Here is a 25,730-nt window from a genome sequence, read left to right as displayed (position 1 = left end):
AATGTCAGCGCAGCTCGGCGCGGCCGTTGTTCAGCACGACGATGTCGCGTTCGACGGCGCGGGCGCGGAACGACACGACCTTGCCATCCACCCAGATCTCGGTGCGTATCGTTTCGCCGGGATAAACCGGTGACGAAAAGCGCACATCCAGCGACTGCAGGGCGCTCGGGTCGCCGCCGCACACGCTTTGGGTGAGGGCCCAACCGGCAATGCCATAGGTGGCCAGGCCGTGCAGGATGGGCCGCTCGAAGCCGGCCGCGCGCGCCACTGCCGGCTCCGCATGCAGCGGGTTGTAGTCGCCCGAGAGCCGGTAGATCAGCGCGGCGCGTGGCTGTGTGGCGAAATCGGTGCTGTGGTCGGCCGCGCGCGCGGGCAGCTCGTGCACGGCTTTGACGGGGCCGGCCGGGCCACCAAAGCCGCCGTCGGCGCGGCAGAAGGTGGTCGAGCTCAGCGTCGCCAGTAGCGCGCCGCTGGCGGCGTCAGTCACCGCGCGCTCGGTGTAAATCAGCGAGCCCTTGCCAGGCCCCTTGTCGATGATCTGGCTCACCCGCGTGCGCCCGATCACCTCGCCCTCGGGTGGCACCGGCCGGTGCAGGCGCAGGCCCTGTTCGCCATGCACCAGCCGCACCCAGTCAACGCCGGTGGCCGGGTCCTTGAGCCACATGCCCGGGTAGCCCAGCACCACCGGCAGCGTGGGCAGCGCCAGCAGGTCCTTTTCATAGACAAAGCGCAGCTCGGTCTCGTTGGTCGGGTCGCTGCCCAGGCCGATGCCCAGCGCATACAGCATGGTGTCGCGTTGCGTGTAGCGATGGCGCACGTCCTCGAACGGCCATGCCATCAGGTGCTCGTAGTTGATCGCCATGATGCTAGGCGCCGCACTTCGCCGGGTCGCCCCAAGAAGGGCAAGTCCCCCCCGGGGGGCAGTGCAGCGGCAAAGCCGCAAACGTCGGGGCGCGCATCTCAGACCGGGTCCCAGGAGAACACGATGTTCGAGCTCTCCAGTGGATAGAAGTTCTGCTTCATCGCGGGCAGCACGCGCTCGGCGATGGTCTCGGGTGTCCAGCCTTCGCTGGTGTGCATGCCGCGGATCGGGCGCGACTGGCTCATGAGGAAGATCTCGTTGCCGCGCACGGCGAAGATCTGGGCCGTGACGTCGGCCGCGGCATCGCTGGCCAGAAAGGTGGCCATGGGCGCAATCTGCTCGGTGCCGAGTTTTTTCAGTTTTTCCACGCGGGCCTGCTGCTCGGGCGTGTCGGTGGGGATGGCGCCTATCATGCGGCTCCAGGCAAAAGGCGAGATGCAGTTGGAGCGCACGTTGTAGCGCTGCATGTCGCCGGCGATGTGGCGCGACATGGCCACGATGCCCAGCTTGGCGGCGGCATAGTTGGCCTGGCCCAGGTTGCCGATCAGGCCCGAGGTCGAGGTCATGTGCACGTAGGCGCCCGATTTTTGCGTCTTGAAGTGCGGGGCGGCCGCGCGCGAGGTGAAGAAGCTGCCGTTGAGGTGCACGTCGATCACGGCGCTCCACTCCTCGGGTGACATGTTGAAGAACAGGCGGTCGCGCAGGATACCGGCGTTGTTGACCACAATGTCGATGCGCCCGAAGGTGTCGGCCGCGCACTCGATGATGCGGTTGGCCGTGGGCCAGGTCGAGACGCTGTCGGTGCTGAGCACGGCCTGGCCGCCAGCAGCCTTGATCTCGTTGACCACTTGCTGGCCGGGGCTGGCGTCGCTGCCTTCGCCGCCGACCGAGGCGCCGATGTCGTTGACCACCACCTTGGCGCCCTGCGCCGCCATCATCAATGCGATGTCGCGGCCGATGCCCCGGCCCGCGCCGGTGACCACGGCCACCTTGTCTTGCAGCATGATGCCTTTGTTCATGAAATGACTCCTGGTTGTTGATGTAGATAAGTCAGACGGTGGCGGCCGTGCGGCGCTCATGACGGCAGCTTCAGCACGCTGGCGGCCAGGATGTTGCGCTGCACTTCGTTGCTGCCGCCGTAGATGGTGGCCGGGCGCGCGTTGTAGAAGGTGGTGAGGGCATCGACCGCGCCACCCGGTAGGTCAATGGAGCCGGGCGTGCCGCCGCTCGAGCCCATGACATCCACCAGCAGGTCGGCCAGGCGCGAATAGGTTTCGGTGGCGAAGAGCTTGAGCATGGAGACATCGGGGCCCAGGGTTTCGCCGCGCTTGACCTGCTCGATGAAGCGGCCGTAGAGCGCGCCCAGGTCGGCCACGTCCAGTGCCAGTTTGATGTATCGGTCCACGAAGCCGGTGTCCTCGAACAGGCCGAGGCGCTGCGCGGCTTCCTGCACCCGCGCCAGCGCGTACTGGCTTTGCTTGGGGCTGCCCAGGAAGATGCGCTCGAAGCCGAGCAGCGCCTTGGCGATGGTCCAGCCCTTGTTCAACTCACCCACGATGCTGCTGCGCGGCACGCGCACGTTCTCCAGGAAAACCTCGCAGAAATCTTCGGCGCCCGCGATGTTGCGGATGGGGCGCACCGTGATGCCTGGCGTTTTCATGTCGGCCAGCAGGAAGCTGATGCCCTCCTGCTTCTTGGCTGATTTGTCGGTACGCACCAGCAGGAAGATGTGGGTGGCGTCCTGCGCCAGCGTGGTCCAGGTCTTTTGCCCGTTGACGATGAAGTCGTCGCCATCGGCCACGGCTTCGGTGCGCAGGCTGGCCAGGTCGGAGCCCGAATTGGGTTCCGAGTAACCCTGGCACCAGATGTGCTCGCCAGCGATGATCTTGGGCAGATAAGAGCTGCGCTGCGCCTCGTCACCGTGGTTGATCAGCAGCGGGCCGACCATGGTGATGCCCATGTCGGGCGCGCGCGCCACGCCCCAGCGCTCCTGCTCTTCAATGAAGATGATGAGCTTCTCGGGACTCAGGCCCATGCCGCCGTATTGCGTGGGCCAGCTCGGCGCAACCCAGCCTTTTTTCGAGAGCGTCAGGTACCAGTGCCCGATTTCGGACCAGCGCAGCCGCCGTTTGGGGTAACGCAGTTCGCCCGGATACCGGGTTTCGAAAAATTCGCGCACGGTGGCGCGGAAGCTGTCGTTGTCCAGCGCATTCCAGTCGGTGCTGGTGGTGGATGAGATGGTGTTCATGCGTGTTCCTGCGCGGTGGTGTTGCGGGTGAGGCTGGCGTAGCGGCGGCGTTGCTGGGTGCCGTTGCCCAGCCAGGCAGCCAGCACCAGGGCGCGCTGCAGGTACAGGCCCAGGTCGTACTCGTCGGTCACGCCGATGGCGCCGTGCAGTTGCACGGCTTCGCGCGCCACCTGCAAGCCGGCGTCCGATGCGCGCGACTTGACGCGGCTGGCCAGGGCCGAGCGCGCGCTGGCGTCGCCGTCCGGGGCGTCGAGCAGGGCCAGGGCCTGGGTCACGATGCTGGCGGTCAGTTCCTGCTGGATCAGCAGGTCGACGGCGCGGTGCTGCAGCGACTGGAAAGTGCCAATCGGCTTGCCGAACTGGATGCGCGTGCGCAGGTAGTCCTGCGTCATGGCCAGCATGCTGCGCACCAGGGCCAGCAGTTCGACGCTGGTCATGATCAGGGTTTCGTCGTAGGCACGGGTTAGGGCGGCCACGGCCGTGGGCCCTTCGGCCAGCAGGTGGTTGGCGGGCAGGCGAACCTTGTTGAGGTCGAGCTGGGCGGCATAGCTGCCGTCGGCCAGCGGCTGGCTGCTCACGGCGAGGCCGGCCGCATCGGCAGGCACCCACACCAGGGCCAGGCCTTGGGGACCGGTGGCGCTGACGATATAGCCGTCGGCGCCGGCGCCGGGGCGCACATGGCGCTTGTTGCCATTTAACAGCAGGGCGTCGGCCTGGCGCTCCAGCCGGGTGGTCGCCTGGCCTGGCCGGTCTTTGGCGCCGGTGACGTCTTCCTGCCAGGCCACGGCGGGCAGGGTGCGGCCTTCGGCCATTTCGGTGAGCAGGCGGGTGGCGGTTTCGGTGCTGCCCGCATGGGCCAGCAGGCGGCCCGCGAAGACCAGCACCGGTACCACCGGCTCGGGCGCGACCTGCGTGGCGAGCGCGGCGACCACCTCGGCCATTTCGGCGAAGCCTTGCTCGTAGCCGCCCATGGCTTCGGGTACCAGCAGCCCGGTCCAGCCTTGCTCGGCCAGGGCGCCCCAGAAGCGGCGTTCGAAGCCCGGCGTCTGCCGGCGCAGGGCGCGGGCGCGAGTCAGTGGAGATTCCTTGGTGGCGAAACTCAGCGCGCTCTCGCGCAGCATGTTCAGTTGTTCATTCAGTTGTTCAGCGTGTTCGCTGTCGGGAGTGGTGGTCATGATGGGGTGGGTGGTGTCATGGGTTAAAAGAGGGTATTGACGAGGGCATTGCTGGCCTTGGCAGAAAGAAAATCGGTCGTGGGCTCGTGAATGTCAATAGGATTTGGGCAGGCCCAGCACCTTCTCGGCGATGAAGCACAGGATGAGTTGCGGGCTGATCGGCGCAACGCGCGGGATCATCATTTCGCGCAGGTAGCGTTCGACGTGGTACTCCTTCGCGTAGCCATAACCGCCGAGCGTGGCCATGGCGCGCTGGCAGGCGTTGAAACCGGCCTCGGCCGCCATGTACTTGGCGGCATTGGCATCGGCGCCGCAGGGCAGGCCATTGTCGTATTTCCAGGCCGCGCGCATCGCCATCATCTCGGCGGCCTCAAGCTCCATCCATGATTGCGCCAGCGGATGCTGGATCGACTGGTTCTGCCCGATGGGCCGGTCAAAGACCACGCGTTCACCGGCGTACTTGACGGCCACTTCCAGCGCCTTGCGGCCCAGGCCGACCGCTTCGCCGGCGATCAGCACCCGTTCGGGGTTCATGCCATGCAGGATGTATTCGAAGCCGCGCCCCTCTTCACCAATGCGGTCTTCCAGCGGCACCCGCAGCCCGTCGATGAAGACCTGGTTCGAATCCACCGCCTTGCGCCCCATCTTGTCGATTTCACGCACCTCGACAAAACGGCGGTCCAGGTCGGTGTAGAACAGGCTCAGGCCGAAGGTCGGTTTCTTGCAGTCCTCGATCGGCGTGGTGCGCGCCAGAATGAGCATCTTCTCGGCCACCTGGGCGGTCGAGATCCAGACCTTCTGGCCGGACAGCACATAGTGGTCGCCTGCCCGTTCGGCTCGGGTTTTCAGACGGGTCGTGTTCAGCCCGGTGTTGGGCTCGGTGACGGCGAAGCAGGCTTTTTCCTTGCCCTGGATCAGCGGCGGCAGCATGCGGCGTTTCTGCGCCTCGTTGCCGAACACGGCCACCGGCTGCAGGCCGAAAATGTTCATGTGCACCGCCGATGCGCCCGACAGCCCGGCGCCCGACTGCGAGATGGCCTGCATCATCACGGTGGCTTCACTGATGCCCAGCCCGCCGCCGCCATATTCCTGCGGCAGGCAAATGCCGAGCCAGCCGCCATCGGCCAGGGCGCGGTGCAGCTCGTGCGGAAAGCCGCCAACCCTGTCGCGTTCGAGCCAGTAGCCGTCGTCGAAGCGGGCGCAGATTTTACCGATGGCCTCGCGGATGGATTCGTGCTCTGGGTTGGGTGTGAAATCCATGGGGATGCTCGAGTGGGTTCAGAGGGCCAGACCGAGGCGCGTGCCCTGGTCAATGGCGCGCAAGGCATCGAGTTCGGTGGCCAGCTCGGCCCCGCCGATCAGATCGGGCGTGAGGCCGAGCGCGCGCAGTTCGGCAAGCAATGCGTTCTCGCTGTCCTGACCGGCGCACAGGACGATGGTGTCCACCTCCAGCGTCTGTGGCACGCCGTTGACGCTCAGATGCAATCCGGCGTCGTCGATGCGTTCATAGCTGCAGCCCGAGAGCGTGCGCAGGCCGCGCCGCGCCAGCTCGGCCTTGATCGCCCAGCCGGTGGTCATGCCCAGGCTGCGCCCGGGTTTTTCCGGCTTGCGCTGCAACAGGGTGACTTCGCGTGGCGAGCTGACGGACTGCATCGGTTTGAGGCCGCCTGCGGCTGTGGGCGAGGTGTCGACACCCCATTCGGACTGAAACTGCGCGACCGTCTGCGGCCGGGGGCCATCGGGCGGCGTTTCGTGCAGCAGGAACGTTGCCACGTCGAAGCCGATGCCGCCGGCGCCGATCACGGCCACCTTGCGGCCGGCCTGTGCCCGGCCCGACAGCAGGTCGGCATAGCTCACCACTTTCGGGTGAGCTATGCCCGGGATCTGCGGCGTGCGCGGGCGCACGCCGGTGGCCACCACGATGCGGTCGTAGTGGCCGTTGACGAGAGCGGGGGCATCCGCCCGGGTATTGAGCTTGAGCGTCACGCCATGCCGCGCCACGCCTTGCTTGAAGTAGCGCAGCAGTTCATTGAACTCCTGCTTGCCCGGCACGGCCCGGGCCAGGTTCAACTGGCCGCCGATCTCGGGACCGGCTTCGAACAGGGTGACCGCGTGGCCGCGCTCGGCGGCGGTCAGCGCGCAGGCCAACCCGGCCGCGCCGGCGCCGATCACCGCCACCGTGCGCGGCACGGCCCGTGGCGGCAATAGTGAAAACTCCAGCTCACGCCCGGCGCGCGGGTTGACCAGGCAGGTGGCCGGGCGCTCGGAGAAGATGTAGTCGAGACAGGCCTGGTTGCAGGCGATGCAGGTGTTGATCTCGTCGGCGCGACCCTCGGCCGCCTTGCGCACGAAGTCGGCGTCGGCCAGGAAGGGGCGGGCCATCGACACCATGTCGGCGTCGCCGCTGGCCAGAATGTCTTCGGCCACTTCCGGGGTGTTGATGCGGTTGGAGACGATGACGGGAATCGTCACCGCTTTTTTGATGCGGGCCGCGGCGAAGCGCCAGGCGGCACGCGGTACAACGTAGGCAATGGTCGGGATGCGGGCTTCGTGCCAGCCGATGCCGGTGTTAATAATATCGGCGCCAGCAGCCTGCACCGCCTGGGCGAGATGGGCGATTTCGTCAGCCGGGGCGCCGCCCTCGACCAGATCAAGCGCCGAGACCCGGAACATCAGCAGAAACTCTGGACCCACCCGGGCACGCGTGCGACGAACGATCTCCACCGGCAGGCGATGGCGGTTTTCCATGCTGCCGCCAAATTCGTCGCCGCGCTTGTTGGTGCGCGTGACGGTGAACTGGTTGAGCAGGTAGCCCTCCGAGCCCATGATCTCGACGCCATCGAAGCCGGCGCGTTGCGCGAGTTCGGCGCAGCGCACATAGTCCTCAATCGTTTGCCAGACTTCGGCCGTGCTCAGGGCGCGCGGCGCGCGCGGGTTGATGGGAGAGGGAATTTCGGAGGCTCCGACGGGCCTGGCGACTTTTGCGTAGCGGCCTGTATGCAGGATTTGCAGAATGATCTTGCCGCCCTCGGCATGCACCGCCTGCGGAATCGGTTTGAGCGCATCGGCCTGCTCCGTCGTGACAAGCAGGGGGCCGGTTTCATCCAGCAGGCCATCCTGGCAGGGGGCATAGCCGCCGGTGACGATCAGGCCCGCACCACCGCGTGCCCGCTCGGCATAGAACAGGGACAGCCGGTCGATGGAGCGGTCCAGCGACTCCAGACGTGTGTGCATCGAGCCCATCAGCGTCCGGTTGCCAAGGGTGTGCGCGCCGACCTTCAGGGTGGAGAGTAGCGTCGGAAAGAAAACAGTAGCTTCGGTGGACATCGAGAAAGTTTCCTTGAAAATCTAACTAACACCTGTTCGATGATATATCATACGGCGTCGACCAGCCATGCAATTGGCGAGCACCTCAAATTCTTCGTCCGGATTGACGGTGTGATGCAGGCGGCGATTTCGACAACAGTCAGCAAGGAGGTATTACCCATGATGTTCGATGACGACCAGATTGCGCTGCGTGACGTGGCGCGCCGCTTTGCGAGAGAGAGGCTCAGGCCCGATTACCAGAAGCGCGAATCGCAACCGGGCATCGACCGTGCGCTGTTCAAGGAAATGGGTTCACTCGGTCTGATCGGCGTTGATCTGCCCGAGGAATATGGCGGCTTGGGCTTGAGTGGTGTCACGGCCGGCATCATCACCGAGGAAATTGCCTATGGCGACTTCAACGTCAGCTACATGCAGTTGCTCAGTTCGCTGATGGGTGCCATCATTCATGCCAATGCGTCCCCCGAGCTGGCGCGCACCTGGAACAGCCGGATCGTGGCGGGCGAGGCCATCGTCGCTCTGGGTTTGACCGAACCGCGGGGCGGCTCGGATGCCGCCAATCTGCAACTCAAGGCGCGTCGCGTTGGCGACGAGTACGTGCTTTCCGGCGAGAAGACCTCTATCACCTTTGCCGATCAGGCCGATGCCATTGTGTTGTTCGCGCGCACCGGCAAGCCCGAGGAGGGCGCGCGCGGCATCAGCGCGTTCCTGGTGGACCTGAACCAGAAAGGCGTGCAGCGCACGCGCTTCAACGACGTCGGCAGCAAGATCATCGGCCGTGGCTCGGTGTTTTTCGACGACGTGCGGGTGCCGGTCGAGAACCGGCTGGGCGCGGAGGGCAAGGGCTTCACGCAGGTGATGCAGGGCTTTGACTTCAGCCGCATCCTGATCGCGCTCCAATGCGTGGCCGCCGCGCAGGCGTCGATCGACGAGACCTGGGAGTACGTGAAGGAGCGTCACACCTTTGGTGCACCGCTGGCGCAGTACCAGGGCGTGAGTTTTCCGATTGTCGAATTCGAGACCCTGATCGCCGCCTGCCGCCAGCTTTGTTACCACGGTCTGGCCTTGCGCGACGCCGGCCAGCCGCACACCGCGGAAGCCGCCATGGTCAAGTGGATGGGCCCCAAAACGGCGTTTGACACGATCCACCAGTGCCTGCTCACGTTTGGTCACTACGGCTGGTCGATGGACCTGCCGCACCAGCAGCGCCTGCGCGATGTGATGGGCCTGGAAATCGGCGACGGCACGGCGCAAATCATGAAGCTGATCGTTGCCCGCGAGCGCGTGGGCCGCGCCGCCGTGCAGTATGCCAAGGAGAGCAAGAAATGAGTCAGGTTCCCCCTCCTGTCGTCGTCACTTGTTCCGGTGCGGTCGGCATCATCGAGTTGGCACGCCCCGAGAAATTCAATTGTCTGTCGATGTCCGTTCATGCGGGCATCGAGGCGGCGGTTGACGAATTCGAGAAACCCGGCTCCGGTGTGCGCGCCATCTTGATCCGCTCGCAAGGCAAGCATTTCTGCACCGGCGCCGACCTCGACGAGGTGAAGTTGCTGCGCGCTGACCCGGCCAAACTCAAGCAGTTCATCAGCTATGGCCACAGCGTGCTCAAGCGCCTGGAGCGCAGCGATCTGCCGGTGGTGGCGGCCTGCCAGGGCCTGACCCTGGCCGGTGGCAGTGAACTGATGCTGGCCTGCGACATCATCTTTGCGGCCAGGGACGCGCGCTTTGGCGACCAGCATGCCCAGTTCGGCCTGATTCCCGGCTGGGGCGGCAGCCAGCGCTTTGCGCGCATCGTTGGCCTGCGCCGCGGCTTGGACATGTTTTTCTCGGCGCGCTGGATCGATGCCGCCACTGCCGAACAGTGGGGCTTGGTCAATTACGTGGTCGAGCCCGACAAGCTGCACGAAGAGGCGCTGGCGTACTGCACCAAGATCGCCACGCGCAGCCGCATCGGCATGGCGACCATGAAGCGCCTGGCGCGCCAGGGCATGGAGGGCTCATTGGAGGTCGGCCTCCAGCTGGAAGAAGACCTGGCCAGTGCCGCCCTGATGGACGACGACGTCAGCGAGGGCCTGGCGGCGTTCGAAGCCCGCCGCACCCCCGTGTTCAAGCCCTGATACTTTTTTACGAACCGACGCAAGAGCGACTATGACCATTCTTTCTTCACGTGTGTCGACTTCTGACGACGAGTTTCGGCTCAACCGCCAAGCCTACGAGGCCGTGATCGCGAACCTGCAGAGTCGTCGCCAACAGGCGCTGGCCGGTGGCCCCCTGAAAGCGCGGGAAAAACACCTGGCGCGCAACAAGATCCTGCCGCGGCATCGCGTCGAAGTGCTGCTCGATCCGGGTTCGCCTTTCCTGGAGGTCGGCATGCTGGCCGGCGAAGGCATGTACGACGGCGTGCCGCCGGGCGCCAGCATCATCACCGGCATCGGCCTGGTGCAGGGTCGAGCGTGCATGATCATCGCCAACGACGCCACCGTGAAGGGCGGCACCTACTACGGCATGACCTGCAAGAAGCATGTGCGGGCGCAGCAGATTGCCTGGGCACACCGCTTGCCCTGCATCACGCTGGTGGACAGTGGTGGCGCCTTCCTGCCGGAAATGGCCAACATCTTTCCCGATGTGGGGCAGTTCGGCAGCATTTTCAACAACCAGGTTCGCATGTCGGCCGAAGGCATCCAGCAGATTGCCGTGGTGATGGGCCCCTGCACGGCGGGTGGCGCCTACATCCCGGCGCTGTGCGACGAGGCGGTGATTGTTAAGGAGCAGGGCTATATGTACCTCGGCGGTCCCGAGCTGACCTTTGCCGCCACCGGCGAGACGGTGGATGCCGAGTCGCTGGGCGGCGCCAAGATGCACTGCAGTGTCAGCGGCGTCACCGACCACATCGCCGAAGATGACCGCCACGCGCTGGCCATCACGCGTGAAATCGTACGGGACCTGGGCGAGCAGCCCAAGCCACGCTGGACGCGCCAGCCGTCGCTGCCGCCGCGCTTCGATCCGCGCGAGATTTACGGCATCATCAGCCGCGACACCAAGATTCCGACCGACACGCGCGAGATTCTGGCGCGTTTTGTCGACGACAGCCGGTTTCAGGAATTCAAGCCGATGTACGGCGACACCCTGCTGACCGGCTTTGCGCGCATCCATGGCCACGAGGTCGGCATCCTGGCCAACCAGGGCGTGCTGTTCCCGGACAGCGCGATGAAGGCGGCGCACTTCATTGATTTGTGCTGCCAGCGCGACATCCCGCTGCTGTTCATGGCCGATGTGACCGGTTTCATGGTCGGGCGCGCCGCCGAGCAGGCCGGCATCGCCAAGGCCGGCGCCAAGATGATCACGGCCATGGCGTCGGCCAACGTGCCCAAGTACACCATCATCATGGGCGCCTCTTACGGCGCCGGCTACCTGGCGATGTGCGGCCGCCCGTTCAATCCGACCGCGATGTTTGCCTGGCCGACCGGCCGCGCGGCCATCATGGGTCCGGATCAGGCCGCCACTGTGATGGCGCTGGTGCGCAAACAGATCAACAAGACCGAGGGAAAAGAGTGGACGCCCGAGGAAGAAGAGGCGTTCAAGGCCCCGGTGCGCAAGATTTACGAAGACTTCCAGCCGGCGAAAAACTTCTCCTCGAATTTGTGGGTGGACGGCATCATCGATCCGGTGGAAACACGCGACGCCATGGGGCTGCTGCTCGACCTCGCATCCCGTACTGCCGCCAAACCGACGCCGTTCGGTGTCTTCCGTTTCTAACCAGGACGCCAGCCATGCAACGCATCCTTACCGTCTTGATGATCCAATTCGCCGCGGGAGTCGGACATGATTAAAAAAGTCCTCATTGCCAACCGCGGCGAGATCGCCTGCCGCATTGCCCGCACCTGCCGCAAGCTCGGCCTGGAAGTGGCCACCGTGCATTCCAGTGCCGACCGTCTAGCCCGCCATGTGCGCGAAATCGGTGAATCGGTCGAACTCGGGGGCGCCGCGCCGAGCGAAAGTTATCTGAACATCGAGGCCATCATCGCGGCGGCCCGGCGCGTCGGCGCCGACGCCGTGCACCCGGGCTATGGCTTCGTTTCGGAGAACGCGGACTTCGTGCGCGCGCTCGAAGCCGCCGGACTCACTTTCATCGGCCCCCGGGCCGAGACCATCGAACGTGTCGGTGGCAAAGCCAGCGCCAAGCGCGAGGCGGCCCGCCTGGGCGTGCCGGTCATCCCCGGCAGCGAAAGCGGCATGACCGACCCGGCCGAGGTGTTGAATCTGGTGCGCGGCATGACGCTGCCGGTGCTGCTCAAGGCCGTGGCCGGCGGCGGCGGCCGCGGCATGGCGGTGATCGACACGCTGGACGGGCTGGAAGGACGCATCGAGAGTGCCATGCGGGAGGCGGAAAAATCTTTCGGCAACGGCGAATTGATCGTCGAGCGCTACCTGCCGCAGGTGCGCCACCTGGAAGTGCAGGTGGCCGGTGACGGCCAGGGCCATGCCATTCACCTGTTCGAGCGCGAATGCACCTTGCAGCGGCGCCACCAAAAAGTGATCGAAGAGGCGCCGTCGAGCGGCCTGAGCCCCCAACTGCGCGCCGCCCTTCTGGCCGATGCGGTGAAGCTGGCCGCCGGCGTGAACTACCGCGGCCTGGGCACGGTGGAGTTCGTGGTCACGGGCGAGGAGCACTACTTCCTGGAGGTCAATCCGCGCCTGCAGGTCGAGCACCCGGTGACCGAAGAAGTGACCGGCCTTGATCTGGTCGAGCTGCAACTGCGCATTGCCGACACCGGCCGCTTGCCACTGGCGCAGGCTGACGTGAAGTGCACCGGCCACGCTTTCGAAGCCCGGCTGTGCGCCGAAGACGCCGCCGCGGGCTTTTTGCCGGCCACCGGGCGGCTGCAGGTGGTCGATTTTTCGCGCGCGGGCGTGCGCATCGAGTCCGGCGTGGACAGCGGCGACGAAATCTCGCCGCACTATGATTCGATGATCGCCAAGCTCATCGCGCACGCGAGCGATCGCGACTCGGCGCGCCGGGCGCTGGTGGCCGGATTGCGCGAGAGCACGGTGATCGGCCTGGTCACCAACCTGGAGTTCCTGCAGGAACTGCTGGAATGGCCGGAAACCCGCGATGCCACTTTCCACACCCGCCTGATTGACGAGCGCCATGCGCAGCGCGGCGTGCTGGCCCCCGCGGCGCCTCCACTGGAGCACCTGGCGGCGGCGGCGCTGCACTGGCTGGCGCAGCGGCGCGCCGAGTCGCCCGCGCTGGGCTGCTGGACCCTGTGGGACAACTTTACCGGCTGGCGCCTGAGCAGTGGGCCAATTCAGGCCGCGCCCCAGCCGACCCTGGTGCTAAAGGTCGGTGCGACCGAGTGGCCGGTGCGCTTTTCGGCCCGTGATGTTCATGGTGCCTGCACCCTGGTCATTGGCGAGCAGGAAGTGAACACCTCGCTGCAGCCGCTGGCGGCCGGGCGCTCCCTGTTGCATTGCGACGGGCGGGCGCTGGAGCTGACGATCCGGGGCGATGCGCGGCAGGTCGAGCTCGCCAGTGCGCTGGGCAGCAGCGTGTTAACGGCGCAACCCTATCTGGGCGGCGCCGCCGGTGACGCGGCGGCCAGCGGGCAACTGGGCGCGCCGATGATGGGCAAGGTGGTCGCGGTCAAGGCGGCGGTCGGCGAGACGGTCTCCGTCGGCCAGACCGTGATCGTGCTTGAATCGATGAAGATGGAACTGCACGTCACGGCGCCGTTTGAAGGCAGCGTGAGCAGCCTGCGCTGCCGGGTCGGCGACATGGTCGAGCGCCACCAGGTGCTGGCCGAAGTCACCGCTGCCTGATTTCCGAGGAGTTTTACCATGAGTGATTTACCGGCATCCGTCGAGTTCCATGAGGAGGGCCCGCGCGAGGGCTTCCAGATGGAGCAGCAAACCTATCCGCTGGCAGATCGCGCCGCGCTGATTGACGCGTTGGCGGCCTCGGGCCTGAAGCAGATCCAGGTGGCGTCCTTCGTCAGTCCGCGTGCGGTGCCGCAGATGGCCGACACGTCCGAGTTGTTTGCCGCCATCGTCAAGCGTCCCGGCACCCGCTACACGGCGCTCTGGCTCAACGACAACGGCTTCGAGCGGGCGCGCGCCTGCGAACAGGTGGACCTGGACGGCAAGCTGATGTTCTACACCACCGAGCCGTTTTCGCAGCGCAACAACAATTGCAGCGTGGCCGAGATGCGCGAACGCCAGCTCGGCTGGCTGGACCGCTACATCGCCTTGGGCATTCCGGTGGAGAAAGCCTACGTGATCACGGCTTTTGGCTGCAATCTCGGTGGCGACGTTCCGCTGTCAGCCGTGACCGATCAGGTCCGCTGGCTGGTTGATGCCTGCGCCGATCGGGGTGTGCCGTTGCCAGCGGTGTACCTGGCCGACACCATGGGTTGGGCCAACCCCGAAGACATCAAGCGCCGCATCGGCGCGGTGCGCGAGATCGTTCCGGATACCAGCATTGGATTGCATCTGCACGACACGCGCGGTGTCGGTGGTGCCAACGTCTATGCCGCGCTGCAAATGGGGGTGCGACTGTTCGATAGCTCGGTCGCCGGCTTGGGCGGCTGTCCCTTTGCCGGGCACAAGCAGGGCGGCGCCGCCGGCAACATTTGTACTGAGGACATGGTGTTCATGTGTCATGAACTCGGGATCGAGACCGGTATCGATCTCGATGCCCTAATCGAGGCTGCCCGTCTGGCCGAGCGCATCATCGGACGAACCCTGGTCGGCCATGTGATGCACAGCGGCTCGCTGACCGGCTTGCGCAGCCCTGCAGCGCAGATCGCCTTGCCCTGAATGACTGCGCGCCGTCTCAACCCGGGTGCCGCCGATCGGCGCTGGCTCTGCCGCAAGCCCTGTTTATCGCCTGTGAGAACCCAACCATGAACACGCCTTCCTTCCAGACCTTGCAGTTTGCCGTCGACGCCCGCGGCGTGGCCTGCCTCACGCTCAACCGGCCAGACACCCACAATGCCTTGAATGCGCAGTTGATTTCGGACCTGTCCCAGGCTGCTGCCTGGCTTGGCCGCGCCGCTGCTGTGCGCGCGGTGGTGCTCACCGGCGTCGGGAAGACTTTCTGCGCCGGCGGCGACCTCGGCTGGATGCAGCAGAACATGTTAAAGACGCGCGCCGAACGCGTGGCCGAGAGCGCCGATCTAGCTCTTATGCTGCGCGCACTCAACGACCTGCCGATGCCGCTGATCGGACGCGTTAACGGCCCCGCCTATGGCGGCGGTGTCGGCATGATTTCGGTCTGCGACATCGCCATCGCGGTGGACAGCGGCGTTTACTCGCTGACCGAGGTGCGGCTGGGCTTGTTGCCGGCCAACATCGCACCCTATGTGGTCGCGCGCATGGGCGAGGCGAACGCGCGGCGCACTTTCCTTACCGGGCGGCGCATGGATGCGCTTGAGGCGAAGCGTCTGGGCCTGGTGTCCGAAGTGGTAGCGGCCGACCAGCTGGATGCAGCGGTCGAGCGTGAACTGGCCGACCTGTTGCAGTGCGCGCCTGGTGCGGTGGCCGCGACCAAGAAACTGGTCGCCTATGCAAACTCGCACGATCTGGCCACCAACATGATCTATGCCGCCGACAAGCTGGCCGATGCTTGGGAAACCGAAGAAGGGCGCGAAGGTATCGCCGCCTTCTTCGCCAAGAGGCCGCCCTCCTGGCGGCAGCCGTGAGGCAAGCGGCAATGCCTCAGTTCTGCAGACCCTGACAATGCAGCGCGCGCCGGCAATCTGATGGTGGTGATGGACTCCAAGGACCTGTAATGAACGAACCGATTTATTTTGACGAGCAGCACCGACAGTTCCGGGACAACCTGCGCCGCTTTGTCGAGCAGGAGGTGGTGCCACAGGCAGCGCCATGGGAAGAGGAAGGCATGGTGCCGCGCGCGGTGCTGCGCAAAATGGGTGAGCTCGGCTACCTCGGCGTGCGCTACGCCGAGCAACACGGCGGCTCCAAGCTCGACACGGTGTACAGCGCGATCCTGGCCGAAGAACTCGGCCGCTCCACCTACGGCGGCTTTGCCGTGACGGTGATGGTGCATACCGACATGGCCTCGCCGCACCTGGCCAACTTTGGCACGCCAGAACAGCTCGAGCGCTACCTGCCCACCATCATCCGCGGCGAGAAGATTTGCGCCGTGGCGGTCACCGAGCCCGATGCAGGCTCCGACGTGGCCGGCATCCGCACCCGCGCGGTGCGCGACGGTGACCACTGGGTGCTCAACGGCAGCAAGATGTTCATCACCAACGGCGTGCATGGCGATGTGTATTTCGTCGCCGCCAAGACCGACCCGACGGCCAAGGGCTCGCGCGGCATTTCGATCTTCATCGTCGATAAGGGCACGCCGGGTTTTCGTGTCGGGCGCGCGCTCAACAAGAGCGGCTGGCTGTGCAGCGACACCGCCGAGCTGGTGTTCGAGAACTGTCGCATCCCGGCGGCCAACCTGCTGGGCGGCGAGAACAAGGGCTTTTACCAGATCATGCGCAACTTCCAGAACGAACGCATGGTGCTGGGTGCGCAGATGATGGGCGAGGCCGCGCGCGCGATCGAGCTGACGCTGGCCTATGTGCGCGAGCGCAAGGCCTTCGGCGCCACGCTGTGGGACAAGCAGGCCATCCGCCAGCGCCTGGCAATGCGCGCGGCGCAGGTCGAGGCCGGCCGCCAGCTCGTTTACCACGCCGCCTGGCTCGACGCGCAGGGGCGCGAATGCGTCAAGGAGGTGTCAATGGTCAAGGCGCTGTGCGGCGAGCTGGTCAACGACGTGGTCTATGACTGCCAGCAGTTCCACGGCGGCTTCGGCTACATGCGCGAGGCCGCGATCGAGCGCATGGTGCGCGACGCCCGCGTCCAGGCCATCGGCGGTGGTGCCACCGAGGTGATGCTCGAAGAAGTGGCGAAACGGTTGTGAACATGGGCACCTCCCCGGCTACTTCAGCCATTGACGGGTTGGTCGGGCTGCCTCTGAAGGAGGTCCTGCCCGGCATTCTGATGTTCACGCTGCCGGTGGACTACGGCATCGACCACGTCAACATTTACCTGATTCGAGAAAGCGAGGGCTGGTGTCTGTTCGACACTGGTGCCGATTGCGAGGCGGCGCGGGCCTTGTGGCTGCGCGCATTGGCAGGTCCGCTGGCAGCTGGCTTGACGCGCATCCTCGTCTCGCACCACCACCCCGACCACCTCGGGCTGGCGGTGTGGCTGCACGAGCGCACCGGGGCGCCGATCCTGATGCGCGAGGAAGAGGTGGCGGTGGCGCGGCAGACGCACGTGGTCAGCGCCGGCGACCGCGCGTACTGTATCGACTTCATGCGTCGCCATGGGGCGGCGCCGGAGGACGCGCAGCAGGTGGTGGGCGGGGTGTTGCAAAGCAACATGGCCTGTGCCGTGCCGACGCGCGTCGAACCGCTCGAAGCCGGCCAGACGCTGCACATCGGCGATCATGTTTTCGACGTGCTGGTGCTTGGCGGCCACAGCATTGCACAAATTTGCTTGTACGAGCCCAGGCTGAAGTTGCTGCTCACGGGCGACCAGTTGCTCGAGCGCATCACACCCAACATTGGTGTCTGGCCCTATGGCGAAATCGATCCGCTGCCACGTTACCTGGACAGCCTGCGCACCATTGCCGCGCTGGACATCGAATACGTATTGCCGGCCCACCACCGTGTCTACCACGCCGGGGTCGAGCGCGCGCATGGACTGGTGGCGCACCACCAGCGGGCGCTGCGCAAGTTCACGGCGCGTCTGGGCGCGGGGGGCATGAATGCCACCGAACTCGGCTACGCCGTTTATGGCGCGCAGAGCGACCCCTTGCATGCTTACCTGGCCATGGGCGAAACCCTGGCGCACCTGCTGTGGCTGGAGCGCTCCGGCCATGTGCTCCGTGAAGAAACGCCAGCCGTGACGACCCGCTGGTATCCGGTGACGGCGGCCGGCGAAGAGCCCACCCTCACCTTGTCTGGAGATGTATCGAGATGACAGAAACACACACCATCAACGAAGAAGAAATCGCCAAGCGATGGCAGAAGTTCGCCCATGTGTCGCCGTACAACCGCGAACTGGGCGTGTTGCCGCACGCGGTGTGCACCGACTGGTGCGTGCTCAAGGTCGAGTACCAGGAAGCGCTGGTGGGCGATCCGCAGACCAGGGTTTTGCATGGCGGAGTGATCACTGCGCTGCTCGACGCCGCATTCGGATTCGCGATTTTCGTCAAGCTGCCGGAGATGCGGCCGATGGCCACGCTGGACCTGCGCATCGACTACCTCAAGCCTGCCACGCCCGGGCGTGCGATTCTGGGGGGGGCCGTTTGCTACAAGCTGACTGCAGAACTGGCGTTCGTTCGCGGCGCTGCCTACCACGACACGTCGGACGACCCAATAGCCACCGCAGTCGGCATTTACATGTTTACTTCCGGGCGACCGGTATTGCGCAACGAGGAGGTGCCACGATGAACTGGACCGAACAAATTAACCATGCGCGCGCGCAGGGTGACTGGAGCGAAGTGATCCAGGCTGTGCCCTTTGCACGTTTTCTGGACTTGCGCATTGATGTCAAGGGCGAGGAGTTCACCTGCGTCTTGCCATTCCAGGAAAAACTGATAGGCAACCCCATCCTGCCGGCTCTGCATGGCGGTGCCACCGGTGGGTTTCTGGAGTGCGCCGGACTGTTCTACCTGCTGTGGCACATGGACAGCCAGGACTTGCCCAAGACCATCGATTTCAACATTGATTACCTGCGCTCGGGCCGGCCGCAGGACACCTATGCCAACGTCGTTATGGTCAAGCAGGGTCAGCGGGTGGCGAACCTGCGCATCCAGGCATGGCAATCCAGCCCCGATAAGCCCATCGCTCTTGGCCACGGCAATTTCATGCTGCGAGCCTGAGGGCACAGAAAGGAAACATCCATCATGTCTCAACCAACCTACCGTTCCGTGTTCCGTCCTGGCCTGTTTGCAGGTCAAACCGTTATCGTCACCGGTGGTGGCAGTGGCATCGGCCGCTGCACCGCGCACGAGCTGGCCAACCTGGGCGCCAGCGTGGCGCTGGTTGGGCGCCGCGTCGAAAAACTGGAAGCGGTGCAAACTGAAATCACGCAGGCTGGCGGCCAGGCCAGCATTCATGCCTGTGACATCCGGGACGAGCCGGGCGTCAAGGCCATGATCGCCGACGTGATCGCCCGCCACGGCAAGATCGATGGCCTGGTCAACAATGCCGGCGGCCAGTACCCGCAGCCGGTCAAGGACATCAGCCTGAAGGGCTGGGATGCGGTGGTGCGCAGCAACCTCACCGGCGGCTTCCTGGTGGCGCGCGAAGCCTTCAACCAGTCCATGGCATCGAACGGCGGCGCCATCGTCAACATCATCGCCGACATCTGGGGCGGCATGCCGACCATGGCGCACAGCGGCGCGGCGCGCGCCGGCATGCTGTCGTTCACCGAGACGGCGGCCTGCGAATGGGCCTGCGCCGGCGTGCGGGTCAATGCCGTGGCGCCGGGCTGGATTGCCAGCAGCGGCTTTGACACCTACAGCCCCGAGATGCAGGCCGAACTGCGCAGCCTGAAAACCAAGGTGCCGCTGCAACGCTATGGCACCGAGGCCGAGATTTCGGCAGCGATTGTATTTTTGCTGTGCGAGGCGGCGGCTTTCATTACTGGTTCTTGCATTCGGGTCGATGGTGGTGTGCCCAATGCCCGTCCGACCTGGAAATTGCAGGCCCATGATCGGTCCAAACCCTTCAACGGCTTTGCGTTGGCCGAACCGCCAAAGTGCCTGAGCGTCAAGGATCAATGATATGGACGTGACCATGCAAACCACAAATTCGAACGATCCGTCGGGCTATCTTGCGCCTGGGCGCTATGTGGACAGCGATCACCCGGCGGTGATCGCGTTCGCGCGCCGGGTGGCCGACCTCGCGATGACGCCGCGCGAGATCGCGGTCAAGCTCTATTACGCCGTGCGCGACGAGTTTCTCTACGACCCCTACTACTTTGACACCACGGTCGAGGGCTTGAAGGGCAGCCACGTGATTGAGGCTGGGCGTGGCTTTTGCGTGCCCAAGGCGGCGCTGCTGGCGGCGGCGGCCCGCGCCCTGGGCGTGCCGGCACGGCTGGGCTATGCCGACGTTCGTAACCACCTGACCAGCAAGCGGCTGTACGACATGATGGGCACCGACTTGTTCGTCTTTCACGGCTATACCGAGCTGTGGGTTGACGGTCAATGGCTCAAGGCTACGCCCGCCTTCAACCGTTCCTTGTGCGAGAAGGCCGGTATCCGGCCGTTGGAGTTCGACGGCAGCGCCGATTCTGTCTTCCATGAATTCGATGTCAGTGGCCGCCGGCACATGGAATACGTGCACGACCACGGCACCTACGCCGACTTGCCGCGCGAGGAACTGCTGGCCACATGGCGCGAGCACTACAAGAGCTTCGCCGACTGGGGTCAGGTTGCAGGCAATGGTGCCGACTTCGCGCAAGAGGTGGGTAAGCCATCATGATGGCGCGCCGGGAATTTTCCGGCTTTGCTGGCGGCTCCCTGGTGGCCGATGTCTACGGCCCGGTCGGCGCACCGACGGTGCTGCTGCTGCACGGTGGCGGACAAACCCGCCATGCCTGGGGCAAGGCCGGGCAAGTGCTGGGCGATGCCGGCTGGTACACCGTTGCGCTGGACCTGCCGGGGCATGGCGATAGCGCCTGGGCCACGGATGGCGACTACCGCATCGAGACGCTGGCCGACACCATGTGCCGCATCTGGCGCGAGCTGGGAACGCCGCTGGCGGTGGTCGGCGCCTCCATGGGGGGCTTGACCAGCATGGCCGCCATCGGGCGCCCACATGCGCCGCCGATCAACGCGCTGGTGCTGGTGGACATCGCGCCGCGCATGGAAGAAGCCGGTGTCGAGCGCATCGTGCGCTTCATGCGGGCGCGGCCCGATGGCTTTGCGTCGCTCGAAGAGGCCGCACAGCACATCGCCGCCTACCGTGGCCGGCCGATGGAGGGTCCCATCGAGGGCCTGAAGAAAAACCTGCGCCTCAATGCGCAGGGCCGCTGGAACTGGCACTGGGATCCGCTCATTATGAGCGAGGCCAACCACAACCACCGGCGCGACGCCGACGGTTACGAGCGCGCCTTGCGCGGTCTGCAGGCGCCCACCTTGCTGCTGCGCGGCCAGCGCAGCGACGTGATCAGCGAAGAAGATGCGCGCGCCCTGGTGCAAACCTTGCCGCGCGCGCGATTTGTCGATCTGAAGGGCGCCGGCCACATGATTGCCGGTGATGCCAACGATGCCTTTGTCGCCAGCGTGGCGAACTTTCTGCACGAAGTGATGCCGCCGGCGAAGGCCCCGGCGAGCGGGACCTGAACCTGAACGAGGAGCATGAAATGGGTTTGCGATCTTTTACCTTGCACGATCTCATCAACCGCAACGCGCGATTGTACGGATCGAACACCGCCTTGGTGTTCGGCGATCAGCGGGTCACGCACGCCCAGTACGCCGAGCGCACGGCGCGCCTGGCCGCTGGTCTGGCGGCCGCGGGCGTGGGCCAGGGCGACCGGCTGGCGATACTGGCCCCCAACGGCCTGGAATATGTCGATTTGTTCGGCGCCGCCGCCCAACTGGGCGCGATCGTGGTGCCGATCAACTGGCGGCTGTCGGCCGAGGAGGTGGCCTACGTCATCGAGGACGCGGCGCCCAGGGTATTGATCGTGGCCGATGAATTCAAGGCGCTGTTGCCGCAGCAAGGGCTGGACGGCATGCAGCGCTACACGCTGGGGGCAGCACAGGCACCGTGGCAAGCGGTCAGCGCCCTGTATCTCGATCGCACCACCGTGCCGCCCGCTGATCTGAACGACGATGAGGGGATCGTCATTATCCACACCGCCGCCGTGGGCGGGCGGCCGCGCGGCGCACTGCTCTCGCACCGCGGCCTGATCTCTGCCAGCCTGCAGACGCAACTGGCCTGGAGCCTGACGCCGGCCGATGTCAATCTGGGGGTCTTGCCGCTGTTTCACGTGGCCGCCATCGGCTTCCTGCTGGCCACGCAGCAGGCGGGCGGCGCCACGCTGCTGATGACACGTTTCGATCCGCCCAGTCTGGTCAAACATATCGACGAGGACGGGGGCAGCCTGATCGGCACCTTCCCGCCGATGCTGGGCGCCCTGCTGGACGCCGCCGCAGCCCAAGGCTCTGCACTGGCCAGGCTGCGTGTGGTGTCGGGGATTGATGTGCCCGAGACCATCGCGCGATTGCGCATTACCTGTCCCCATGCGACCTTCTGGAGTGCCTACGGCCAGACCGAGACCTCGGGCTCGGTCAGTCTGGCGCCGTTTGACGAGTGCCCCGGCAGCGCCGGGCGTCCCACCGCGCTGAACACGGTCGCGGTGGTGGACGAGCTGGACCGTCCGCTGCCTGTGGGCGCCACCGGCGAGATCGTGGTGCGCGGTCCGATGGTGTTCCAGGGCTACTGGCGCTGCGAAGCAGACAACGCCTTCACGCTGCGCAACGGCTGGCACCACACGGGCGACATGGGGCGCATCGATGCCGAGGGCTACCTCTGGTACAGCGGGCGTTCACCGGCCAAGGAATTGATCAAGCCGGGTGGCGAGAACGTCTATCCGGCTGAAGTCGAGCGGGCCATTCTGGAGCACCCGGCGCTGGCGCAGGCGGTGGTCGTCGGTGTGCCGGACGTTCAGTGGGGCGAGGCGGTCAAGGCCGTCTGCGTGCTGAAGGCGGGACACATATTGAGTGCCGAGGACCTGATCGAGTTCGTGGGCGCTCGCATCGCGCGCTACAAGAAACCCAAGCATGTGGTGTTTGTATCGGCACTCCCCTTGGGCAGTGCCGATAGCATTGACCGCGCGGCCGTCAAGGCCGCTCACGGCGGGGCCTGATGGCCATGTCAGCCCGGTGTGCTCAAACCGCCGTTGACGCTGAGCGTCTGGCCGGTGATGGCATCGGACTCCGGTCCGGCAAAGAACGCCGCCGCGTTGGCGATGTCCTGGCAATGTACTGGAAACAGCATGCGCTTGCGCAGGTTCTCGATCATGCCCGTGCCATGGCCGCCTTCGAGCGCCGGCGAGCCCGGGCCCCAGCGCGGCTCGGCATCCCAGATGTAGCTCATCGCCACCGAGTTGACGCGAATGCCGTCGCGCCCCAGCTCACGTGCCAGCACGCGGCACATCTGCATCATGCCGGCGGTCGCGCCGCCAATGAACGATTCGCCCACCGTGGCCACGCGGCCCGCGTCGGTACCCACCGCAACGATCTTGCCGCGGCCGTGCAGTGCCATGACGCGCGCGGCCGCCTGGATCGCAAACGCGCGGGTGAGCCAGTGGGCGCGGATGTAGTTGTCGAAGTCGCCGTCGCTCATTTCCTTGAAAAGGCGAAAGGACGGCGAATCGGCACTGGCACCTGCGCCGCTGGCCACCAGGATGTCAAGGCGACCGTGGCGCTCGGCAACTCGATCCACCATGGCACGAACCGCGTCGCTATTGGTCAGGTCGGCTTGTTCAAACGTGGCGCTGTAGCCGTTCGAAGCGATCTCGTTGATCACCGCCTGTCCGGCTTCGGGATTGCGGCCGTTGACGATCACGTGCGCGCCGCGCCGCGCCAACTCCAGCGCAATGGCACGACCGATGAAGGCCGTGGCACCGGTGACGAGGGCGATCTGGCCTTGAAGTTGACCGCCAGGCAAGGGTGCTGGGTTCATCCGCTGTTCTCCTGCGCTAGACGACATAAAAACCTGATTGTGTCAAAACAGCGGGCCAGGCCGATAGAGGGATTGCCCGCAGAGAAGCACTTTCATCCATCACCACCCATCAATCACCGGACTTCAAAATGGCCAACCTGACCGACAGCGCCAAGTCGCATCATTTCAAGACGCACCGACGCACCATCACCGAAACCGATATCGTCACCTTCGTCAATGTGGTCGGCTTGCATGAACCATTTTTTATCGACATGGAGTACATCCGAGAGAACATGACCGGATCGCATCGCAGTCGCTTTGCGCCCGGCCCGATGGTCATCTCGCTCGGTATGGGGCTGCTGGCGACCTATGTGTCCGGCATCATCAAGCAGGTTCTAGAAGGGCGCGAGGTTGGCCCGTTCGGCGGTATGACCGGCGTACAGGCACGCCTGCGCGGCGCGCTGTTTCCGGGCGACACGATTCACGTCGAAGGAGAGGCGCGCCTCTTGCCTGTGACATCGCGCGGCTATACCCTGATGGAGTTGCAGCACCTAGTCATCAACCAGCGGGGCGAGACCCTGGTGGACTTCACTGAAACCATTACTTTTTTGCCCAGGGAGGTCGGTACCCGGTGACCCTGATGGTCCAAGTTCGCGGGCGCGACAGGGCGCACGCTGATCCCAGACCCGGTCGCAAGCCATCCGGCACGGCTAAGTTCATTCCATTTCAATACAACGACTAGACACCATGATCGAATCTCAACTGAGCCCCCAACTGGTTCAACAAGCCAGGGCGGGCGGCCACTGGCACGACAAGACGCTGCTCGATTTTCTGGACGAAGTCGCGCCCAGCCGCCTCGACAAAGTGGCCGTGACGGATCTCAACAGCATGACCGGGCAGGCGAGCACCCTGTCGTACCGGCAACTGCTGCGCCTGTCCAAACGCATCGCGCTCGGTCTGGCGGCGCTGGGCGTGGAGCGTGGCGACGTGGTGTCCTACCAGTTGCCCAACTGGTGGCAGTTTGTGGCGCTGCACCTGGCTTGTTTGCACATCGGCGCGGTCACCAACCCGGTGATGCCGATCTTCCGCCACCGCGAGTTGACCTTCATGCTCGGGCTGGCCGAATCGAAGGTCATGATCGTGCCGCGCGAGTTTCGGGGGTTTGACCATGCCGCGATGCTGAGCGAAATTCAGCCGGCGCTGCCGCAGCTCAAGCATATCTTTGCGATCGGCGGCGAAGGCGACATGTCGTTCGAGAAGCACTTCATCGAGCGCCGCTGGGAGCAGGAAACGCCCCATGCCGAACAGTTGTTCGCCGAGCGCCGCATGCGCCCCGACGAGGTGCTGCAGTTGCTCTACACCTCCGGCACCACCGGTGAGCCCAAGGGCGCCTTGCACACCTCCAACACCCATTTCGCCAACATCGTCGAGTGGGTGAAACGCTGTGGCTTGAGCAGCGAGCATGTGATCTTCATGCCCTCGCCGATGGCGCACCAGACCGGCTTCCTGATTGGCATGGAACTGCCCTTGATGCTGGGCGCCAAAATGGTGTTGCAGGACGTCTGGGACGCTCAGGTGGCGCTGACGCGGGTCCAGGACGAAGGCGTGCACTTCATGATGGCCGCCACGCCCTTCCTGGCCGACCTGACCGACCACCCGGCGCTGCCGCGCTTCGATATTTCCACGCTTGACATCTTCATTTCGGCCGGCGCCCCGATTCCGCGCGCCCTCGTGCAGAGCGCGACCGAGCGACTCAAGGCGCACATTGTCTCTGGCTGGGGCATGACGGAGAATCTGCTGGTCACCGGCACGCGACTGCTGGATGTGCCGGAAAAAGTGTTCGGCACGGACGGCTTGTCGGTGCCGGGCATGGAGATCCGCGTCGTCGATGCCGCAGGGCAGGCGCTGGGCGTGGACCAGGAGGGCGAGCTGCAATCCCGGGGGGCAAGCCACTTTGTGGGCTACCTCAAGCGCCCCGAGCGTTACGACATGGATGCGCAGGGCTGGTTCAAGACCGGCGACCTGGCGCGCATTGACGCCGATGGCTACGTGCGCATCACCGGCCGGGCCAAGGACATCATCATCCGGGGCGGCGAGAACGTGCCGGTGATCGAGGTTGAGCAGCTGTTGCACAAACACCCGGCGATCCAGGTGGCCGCCGTGGTGGGCGTGCCGGACGCACGAATGGGCGAGCGCGCGGTGGCCTACGTGATGCTGCGGCCCGGGCAGACCCTTACGCTCGACGACATGAAACGTTTCTTCGAAGAGCAGCAGATGGCCAAGCAGTACTGGCCCGAGTTCCTTGCCGCGGTCGAAGACTTCCCGCGCACCCCGAGCGGCAAGATCCAGAAGTTCCGTCTGCGCGAAATGGCGCGCGAGCAGTACAAAACCGTTTGAACACCAGGAAAATTCAAGAG

Annotated in this window: 23 protein-coding genes; 16 read left to right on the top strand and 7 right to left on the bottom strand. The window is 65.2% G+C overall.

The window, feature by feature from the left end; genetic code table 11:
* Positions 1-4: 4 nt before the first annotated feature.
* The 6 genes from PSV33_RS14670 to PSV33_RS14645 all read right to left on the bottom strand — a co-directional run bounded on the left by PSV33_RS14670 (position 5) and on the right by PSV33_RS14645 (position 7,612).
* Positions 5-862, bottom strand: a complete 858-nt coding sequence (locus PSV33_RS14670; RefSeq protein WP_096666945.1) for a MaoC/PaaZ C-terminal domain-containing protein — start codon at positions 860-862, stop codon at positions 5-7.
* Between the two features lie 98 nt (positions 863-960).
* On the bottom strand, positions 961-1,881 hold the full coding sequence (locus PSV33_RS14665; protein ID WP_096666943.1) for an SDR family oxidoreductase: 921 nt from the start codon (positions 1,879-1,881) through the stop codon (positions 961-963).
* Positions 1,882-1,937: 56 nt separating this feature from the next.
* The gene (locus PSV33_RS14660; protein ID WP_096666941.1) at positions 1,938-3,110 is read right to left on the bottom strand and encodes an acyl-CoA dehydrogenase family protein; all 1,173 of its coding nucleotides are present in this window, start codon (positions 3,108-3,110) and stop codon (positions 1,938-1,940) included.
* On the bottom strand, positions 3,107-4,285 hold the full coding sequence (locus tag PSV33_RS14655) for an acyl-CoA dehydrogenase family protein (RefSeq protein WP_096666939.1): 1,179 nt from the start codon (positions 4,283-4,285) through the stop codon (positions 3,107-3,109). The genes PSV33_RS14660 and PSV33_RS14655 overlap by 4 nt, the downstream gene beginning before the upstream one ends.
* Before the next feature lie 93 nt (positions 4,286-4,378).
* Positions 4,379-5,545: an acyl-CoA dehydrogenase family protein gene (locus tag PSV33_RS14650; protein WP_096666937.1), complete on the bottom strand. Its 1,167-nt coding sequence runs from the start codon at positions 5,543-5,545 to the stop codon at positions 4,379-4,381.
* Between the two features lie 18 nt (positions 5,546-5,563).
* Positions 5,564-7,612, bottom strand: a complete 2,049-nt coding sequence (locus PSV33_RS14645; RefSeq protein ID WP_096666935.1) for an NADPH-dependent 2,4-dienoyl-CoA reductase — start codon at positions 7,610-7,612, stop codon at positions 5,564-5,566.
* Between the two features lie 159 nt (positions 7,613-7,771).
* Between PSV33_RS14645 and PSV33_RS14640 the strand changes: the two genes are divergently transcribed.
* From PSV33_RS14640 to PSV33_RS14575, 14 genes are all read left to right on the top strand, one after another.
* On the top strand, positions 7,772-8,938 hold the full coding sequence (locus PSV33_RS14640) for an acyl-CoA dehydrogenase family protein (RefSeq protein WP_096667026.1): 1,167 nt from the start codon (positions 7,772-7,774) through the stop codon (positions 8,936-8,938).
* Positions 8,935-9,726, top strand: coding sequence for an enoyl-CoA hydratase/isomerase family protein (locus PSV33_RS14635; protein ID WP_096666933.1), 792 nt, complete (start codon positions 8,935-8,937; stop codon positions 9,724-9,726). The genes PSV33_RS14640 and PSV33_RS14635 overlap by 4 nt, the downstream gene beginning before the upstream one ends.
* Before the next feature lie 31 nt (positions 9,727-9,757).
* Positions 9,758-11,365, top strand: coding sequence for a carboxyl transferase domain-containing protein (locus PSV33_RS14630; RefSeq protein WP_096666931.1), 1,608 nt, complete (start codon positions 9,758-9,760; stop codon positions 11,363-11,365).
* Between the two features lie 66 nt (positions 11,366-11,431).
* Complete coding sequence (locus PSV33_RS14625; protein ID WP_096666929.1) at positions 11,432-13,429, top strand: biotin carboxylase N-terminal domain-containing protein; 1,998 nt, start codon at positions 11,432-11,434, stop codon at positions 13,427-13,429.
* Positions 13,430-13,447: 18 nt separating this feature from the next.
* Positions 13,448-14,425, top strand: a complete 978-nt coding sequence (locus tag PSV33_RS14620) for a hydroxymethylglutaryl-CoA lyase (protein WP_096666927.1) — start codon at positions 13,448-13,450, stop codon at positions 14,423-14,425.
* An 86-nt stretch (positions 14,426-14,511) separates the two neighbouring features.
* Positions 14,512-15,309 carry a crotonase/enoyl-CoA hydratase family protein gene (locus PSV33_RS14615; RefSeq protein WP_096666925.1) on the top strand — a complete coding sequence of 266 codons (798 nt, stop codon included), beginning with the start codon at positions 14,512-14,514 and terminating at the stop codon, positions 15,307-15,309.
* Positions 15,310-15,398: 89 nt separating this feature from the next.
* The gene (locus tag PSV33_RS14610) at positions 15,399-16,544 is read left to right on the top strand and encodes an acyl-CoA dehydrogenase family protein (RefSeq protein ID WP_096666923.1); all 1,146 of its coding nucleotides are present in this window, start codon (positions 15,399-15,401) and stop codon (positions 16,542-16,544) included.
* Between the two features lie 2 nt (positions 16,545-16,546).
* Positions 16,547-17,611 carry an MBL fold metallo-hydrolase gene (locus PSV33_RS14605; protein ID WP_096666921.1) on the top strand — a complete coding sequence of 355 codons (1,065 nt, stop codon included), beginning with the start codon at positions 16,547-16,549 and terminating at the stop codon, positions 17,609-17,611.
* Positions 17,608-18,084 carry a PaaI family thioesterase gene (locus tag PSV33_RS14600; protein WP_096666919.1) on the top strand — a complete coding sequence of 159 codons (477 nt, stop codon included), beginning with the start codon at positions 17,608-17,610 and terminating at the stop codon, positions 18,082-18,084. The genes PSV33_RS14605 and PSV33_RS14600 overlap by 4 nt, the downstream gene beginning before the upstream one ends.
* A complete protein-coding gene (locus tag PSV33_RS14595) occupies positions 18,081-18,515 on the top strand; it encodes a PaaI family thioesterase (RefSeq protein WP_096666917.1) in 435 nt (144 codons plus the stop codon). Before PSV33_RS14600 ends, PSV33_RS14595 begins: the two co-directional genes overlap by 4 nt.
* Positions 18,516-18,539: 24 nt before the next feature.
* Positions 18,540-19,421, top strand: coding sequence for an SDR family oxidoreductase (locus tag PSV33_RS14590; protein WP_096666915.1), 882 nt, complete (start codon positions 18,540-18,542; stop codon positions 19,419-19,421).
* A gap of 1 nt (position 19,422) precedes the next feature.
* Positions 19,423-20,124 (top strand): transglutaminase family protein, encoded by a 702-nt coding sequence (locus PSV33_RS14585; RefSeq protein ID WP_096666913.1) that lies wholly within the window; start codon positions 19,423-19,425, stop codon positions 20,122-20,124.
* A complete protein-coding gene (locus tag PSV33_RS14580; RefSeq protein ID WP_096666911.1) occupies positions 20,121-20,987 on the top strand; it encodes an alpha/beta fold hydrolase in 867 nt (288 codons plus the stop codon). Before PSV33_RS14585 ends, PSV33_RS14580 begins: the two co-directional genes overlap by 4 nt.
* A 20-nt stretch (positions 20,988-21,007) precedes the next feature.
* On the top strand, positions 21,008-22,516 hold the full coding sequence (locus PSV33_RS14575) for an AMP-binding protein (RefSeq protein WP_096666909.1): 1,509 nt from the start codon (positions 21,008-21,010) through the stop codon (positions 22,514-22,516).
* Between the two features lie 8 nt (positions 22,517-22,524).
* On the opposite strand, the gene PSV33_RS14570 is transcribed toward PSV33_RS14575, so the two are convergent.
* On the bottom strand, positions 22,525-23,334 hold the full coding sequence (locus PSV33_RS14570) for an SDR family NAD(P)-dependent oxidoreductase (RefSeq protein WP_176491325.1): 810 nt from the start codon (positions 23,332-23,334) through the stop codon (positions 22,525-22,527).
* Between the two features lie 128 nt (positions 23,335-23,462).
* On the opposite strand from PSV33_RS14570, the gene PSV33_RS14565 reads away from it, so the two are divergent.
* On the top strand, positions 23,463-23,948 hold the full coding sequence (locus tag PSV33_RS14565; protein WP_096666905.1) for a MaoC family dehydratase: 486 nt from the start codon (positions 23,463-23,465) through the stop codon (positions 23,946-23,948).
* Positions 23,949-24,060: 112 nt separating this feature from the next.
* On the top strand, positions 24,061-25,710 hold the full coding sequence (locus PSV33_RS14560) for a cyclohexanecarboxylate-CoA ligase (protein ID WP_096666904.1): 1,650 nt from the start codon (positions 24,061-24,063) through the stop codon (positions 25,708-25,710).
* Positions 25,711-25,730 lie beyond the last annotated feature (20 nt).

Origin of the sequence: Polaromonas sp., from assembly GCF_029945895.1 — a bacterium.
Taxonomy (GTDB): domain Bacteria; phylum Pseudomonadota; class Gammaproteobacteria; order Burkholderiales; family Burkholderiaceae_C; genus Polaromonas.
Note: the sequence above shows the minus strand (reverse complement) of the source record. Positions and strands in the feature narration are given on the sequence as shown.

Excerpts from the sequence above, each read along its gene's own strand:
- PSV33_RS14580 (WP_096666911.1), top strand. The coding sequence starts at position 20,121 with ATGATGGCGCGCCGGGAATTTTCCGGCTTTGCTGGCGGCTCCCTGGTG.
- PSV33_RS14565 (WP_096666905.1), top strand. The coding sequence starts at position 23,463 with ATGGCCAACCTGACCGACAGCGCCAAGTCGCATCATTTCAAGACGCAC.
- PSV33_RS14590 (WP_096666915.1), top strand. The coding sequence starts at position 18,540 with ATGTCTCAACCAACCTACCGTTCCGTGTTCCGTCCTGGCCTGTTTGCA.
- PSV33_RS14655 (WP_096666939.1), bottom strand. The coding sequence starts at position 4,285 with ATGACCACCACTCCCGACAGCGAACACGCTGAACAACTGAATGAACAA.
- PSV33_RS14665 (WP_096666943.1), bottom strand. The coding sequence starts at position 1,881 with ATGAACAAAGGCATCATGCTGCAAGACAAGGTGGCCGTGGTCACCGGC.
- PSV33_RS14650 (WP_096666937.1), bottom strand. The coding sequence starts at position 5,545 with ATGGATTTCACACCCAACCCAGAGCACGAATCCATCCGCGAGGCCATC.
- PSV33_RS14610 (WP_096666923.1), top strand. The coding sequence starts at position 15,399 with ATGAACGAACCGATTTATTTTGACGAGCAGCACCGACAGTTCCGGGAC.
- PSV33_RS14570 (WP_176491325.1), bottom strand. The coding sequence starts at position 23,334 with ATGAACCCAGCACCCTTGCCTGGCGGTCAACTTCAAGGCCAGATCGCC.
- PSV33_RS14595 (WP_096666917.1), top strand. The coding sequence starts at position 18,081 with ATGAACTGGACCGAACAAATTAACCATGCGCGCGCGCAGGGTGACTGG.
- PSV33_RS14585 (WP_096666913.1), top strand. The coding sequence starts at position 19,423 with ATGGACGTGACCATGCAAACCACAAATTCGAACGATCCGTCGGGCTAT.
- PSV33_RS14625 (WP_096666929.1), top strand. The coding sequence starts at position 11,432 with ATGATTAAAAAAGTCCTCATTGCCAACCGCGGCGAGATCGCCTGCCGC.
- PSV33_RS14620 (WP_096666927.1), top strand. The coding sequence starts at position 13,448 with ATGAGTGATTTACCGGCATCCGTCGAGTTCCATGAGGAGGGCCCGCGC.
- PSV33_RS14560 (WP_096666904.1), top strand. The coding sequence starts at position 24,061 with ATGATCGAATCTCAACTGAGCCCCCAACTGGTTCAACAAGCCAGGGCG.
- PSV33_RS14605 (WP_096666921.1), top strand. The coding sequence starts at position 16,547 with ATGGGCACCTCCCCGGCTACTTCAGCCATTGACGGGTTGGTCGGGCTG.
- PSV33_RS14615 (WP_096666925.1), top strand. The coding sequence starts at position 14,512 with ATGAACACGCCTTCCTTCCAGACCTTGCAGTTTGCCGTCGACGCCCGC.
- PSV33_RS14635 (WP_096666933.1), top strand. The coding sequence starts at position 8,935 with ATGAGTCAGGTTCCCCCTCCTGTCGTCGTCACTTGTTCCGGTGCGGTC.
- PSV33_RS14660 (WP_096666941.1), bottom strand. The coding sequence starts at position 3,110 with ATGAACACCATCTCATCCACCACCAGCACCGACTGGAATGCGCTGGAC.
- PSV33_RS14630 (WP_096666931.1), top strand. The coding sequence starts at position 9,758 with ATGACCATTCTTTCTTCACGTGTGTCGACTTCTGACGACGAGTTTCGG.
- PSV33_RS14670 (WP_096666945.1), bottom strand. The coding sequence starts at position 862 with ATGGCGATCAACTACGAGCACCTGATGGCATGGCCGTTCGAGGACGTG.
- PSV33_RS14645 (WP_096666935.1), bottom strand. The coding sequence starts at position 7,612 with ATGTCCACCGAAGCTACTGTTTTCTTTCCGACGCTACTCTCCACCCTG.
- PSV33_RS14640 (WP_096667026.1), top strand. The coding sequence starts at position 7,772 with ATGATGTTCGATGACGACCAGATTGCGCTGCGTGACGTGGCGCGCCGC.
- PSV33_RS14575 (WP_096666909.1), top strand. The coding sequence starts at position 21,008 with ATGGGTTTGCGATCTTTTACCTTGCACGATCTCATCAACCGCAACGCG.
- PSV33_RS14600 (WP_096666919.1), top strand. The coding sequence starts at position 17,608 with ATGACAGAAACACACACCATCAACGAAGAAGAAATCGCCAAGCGATGG.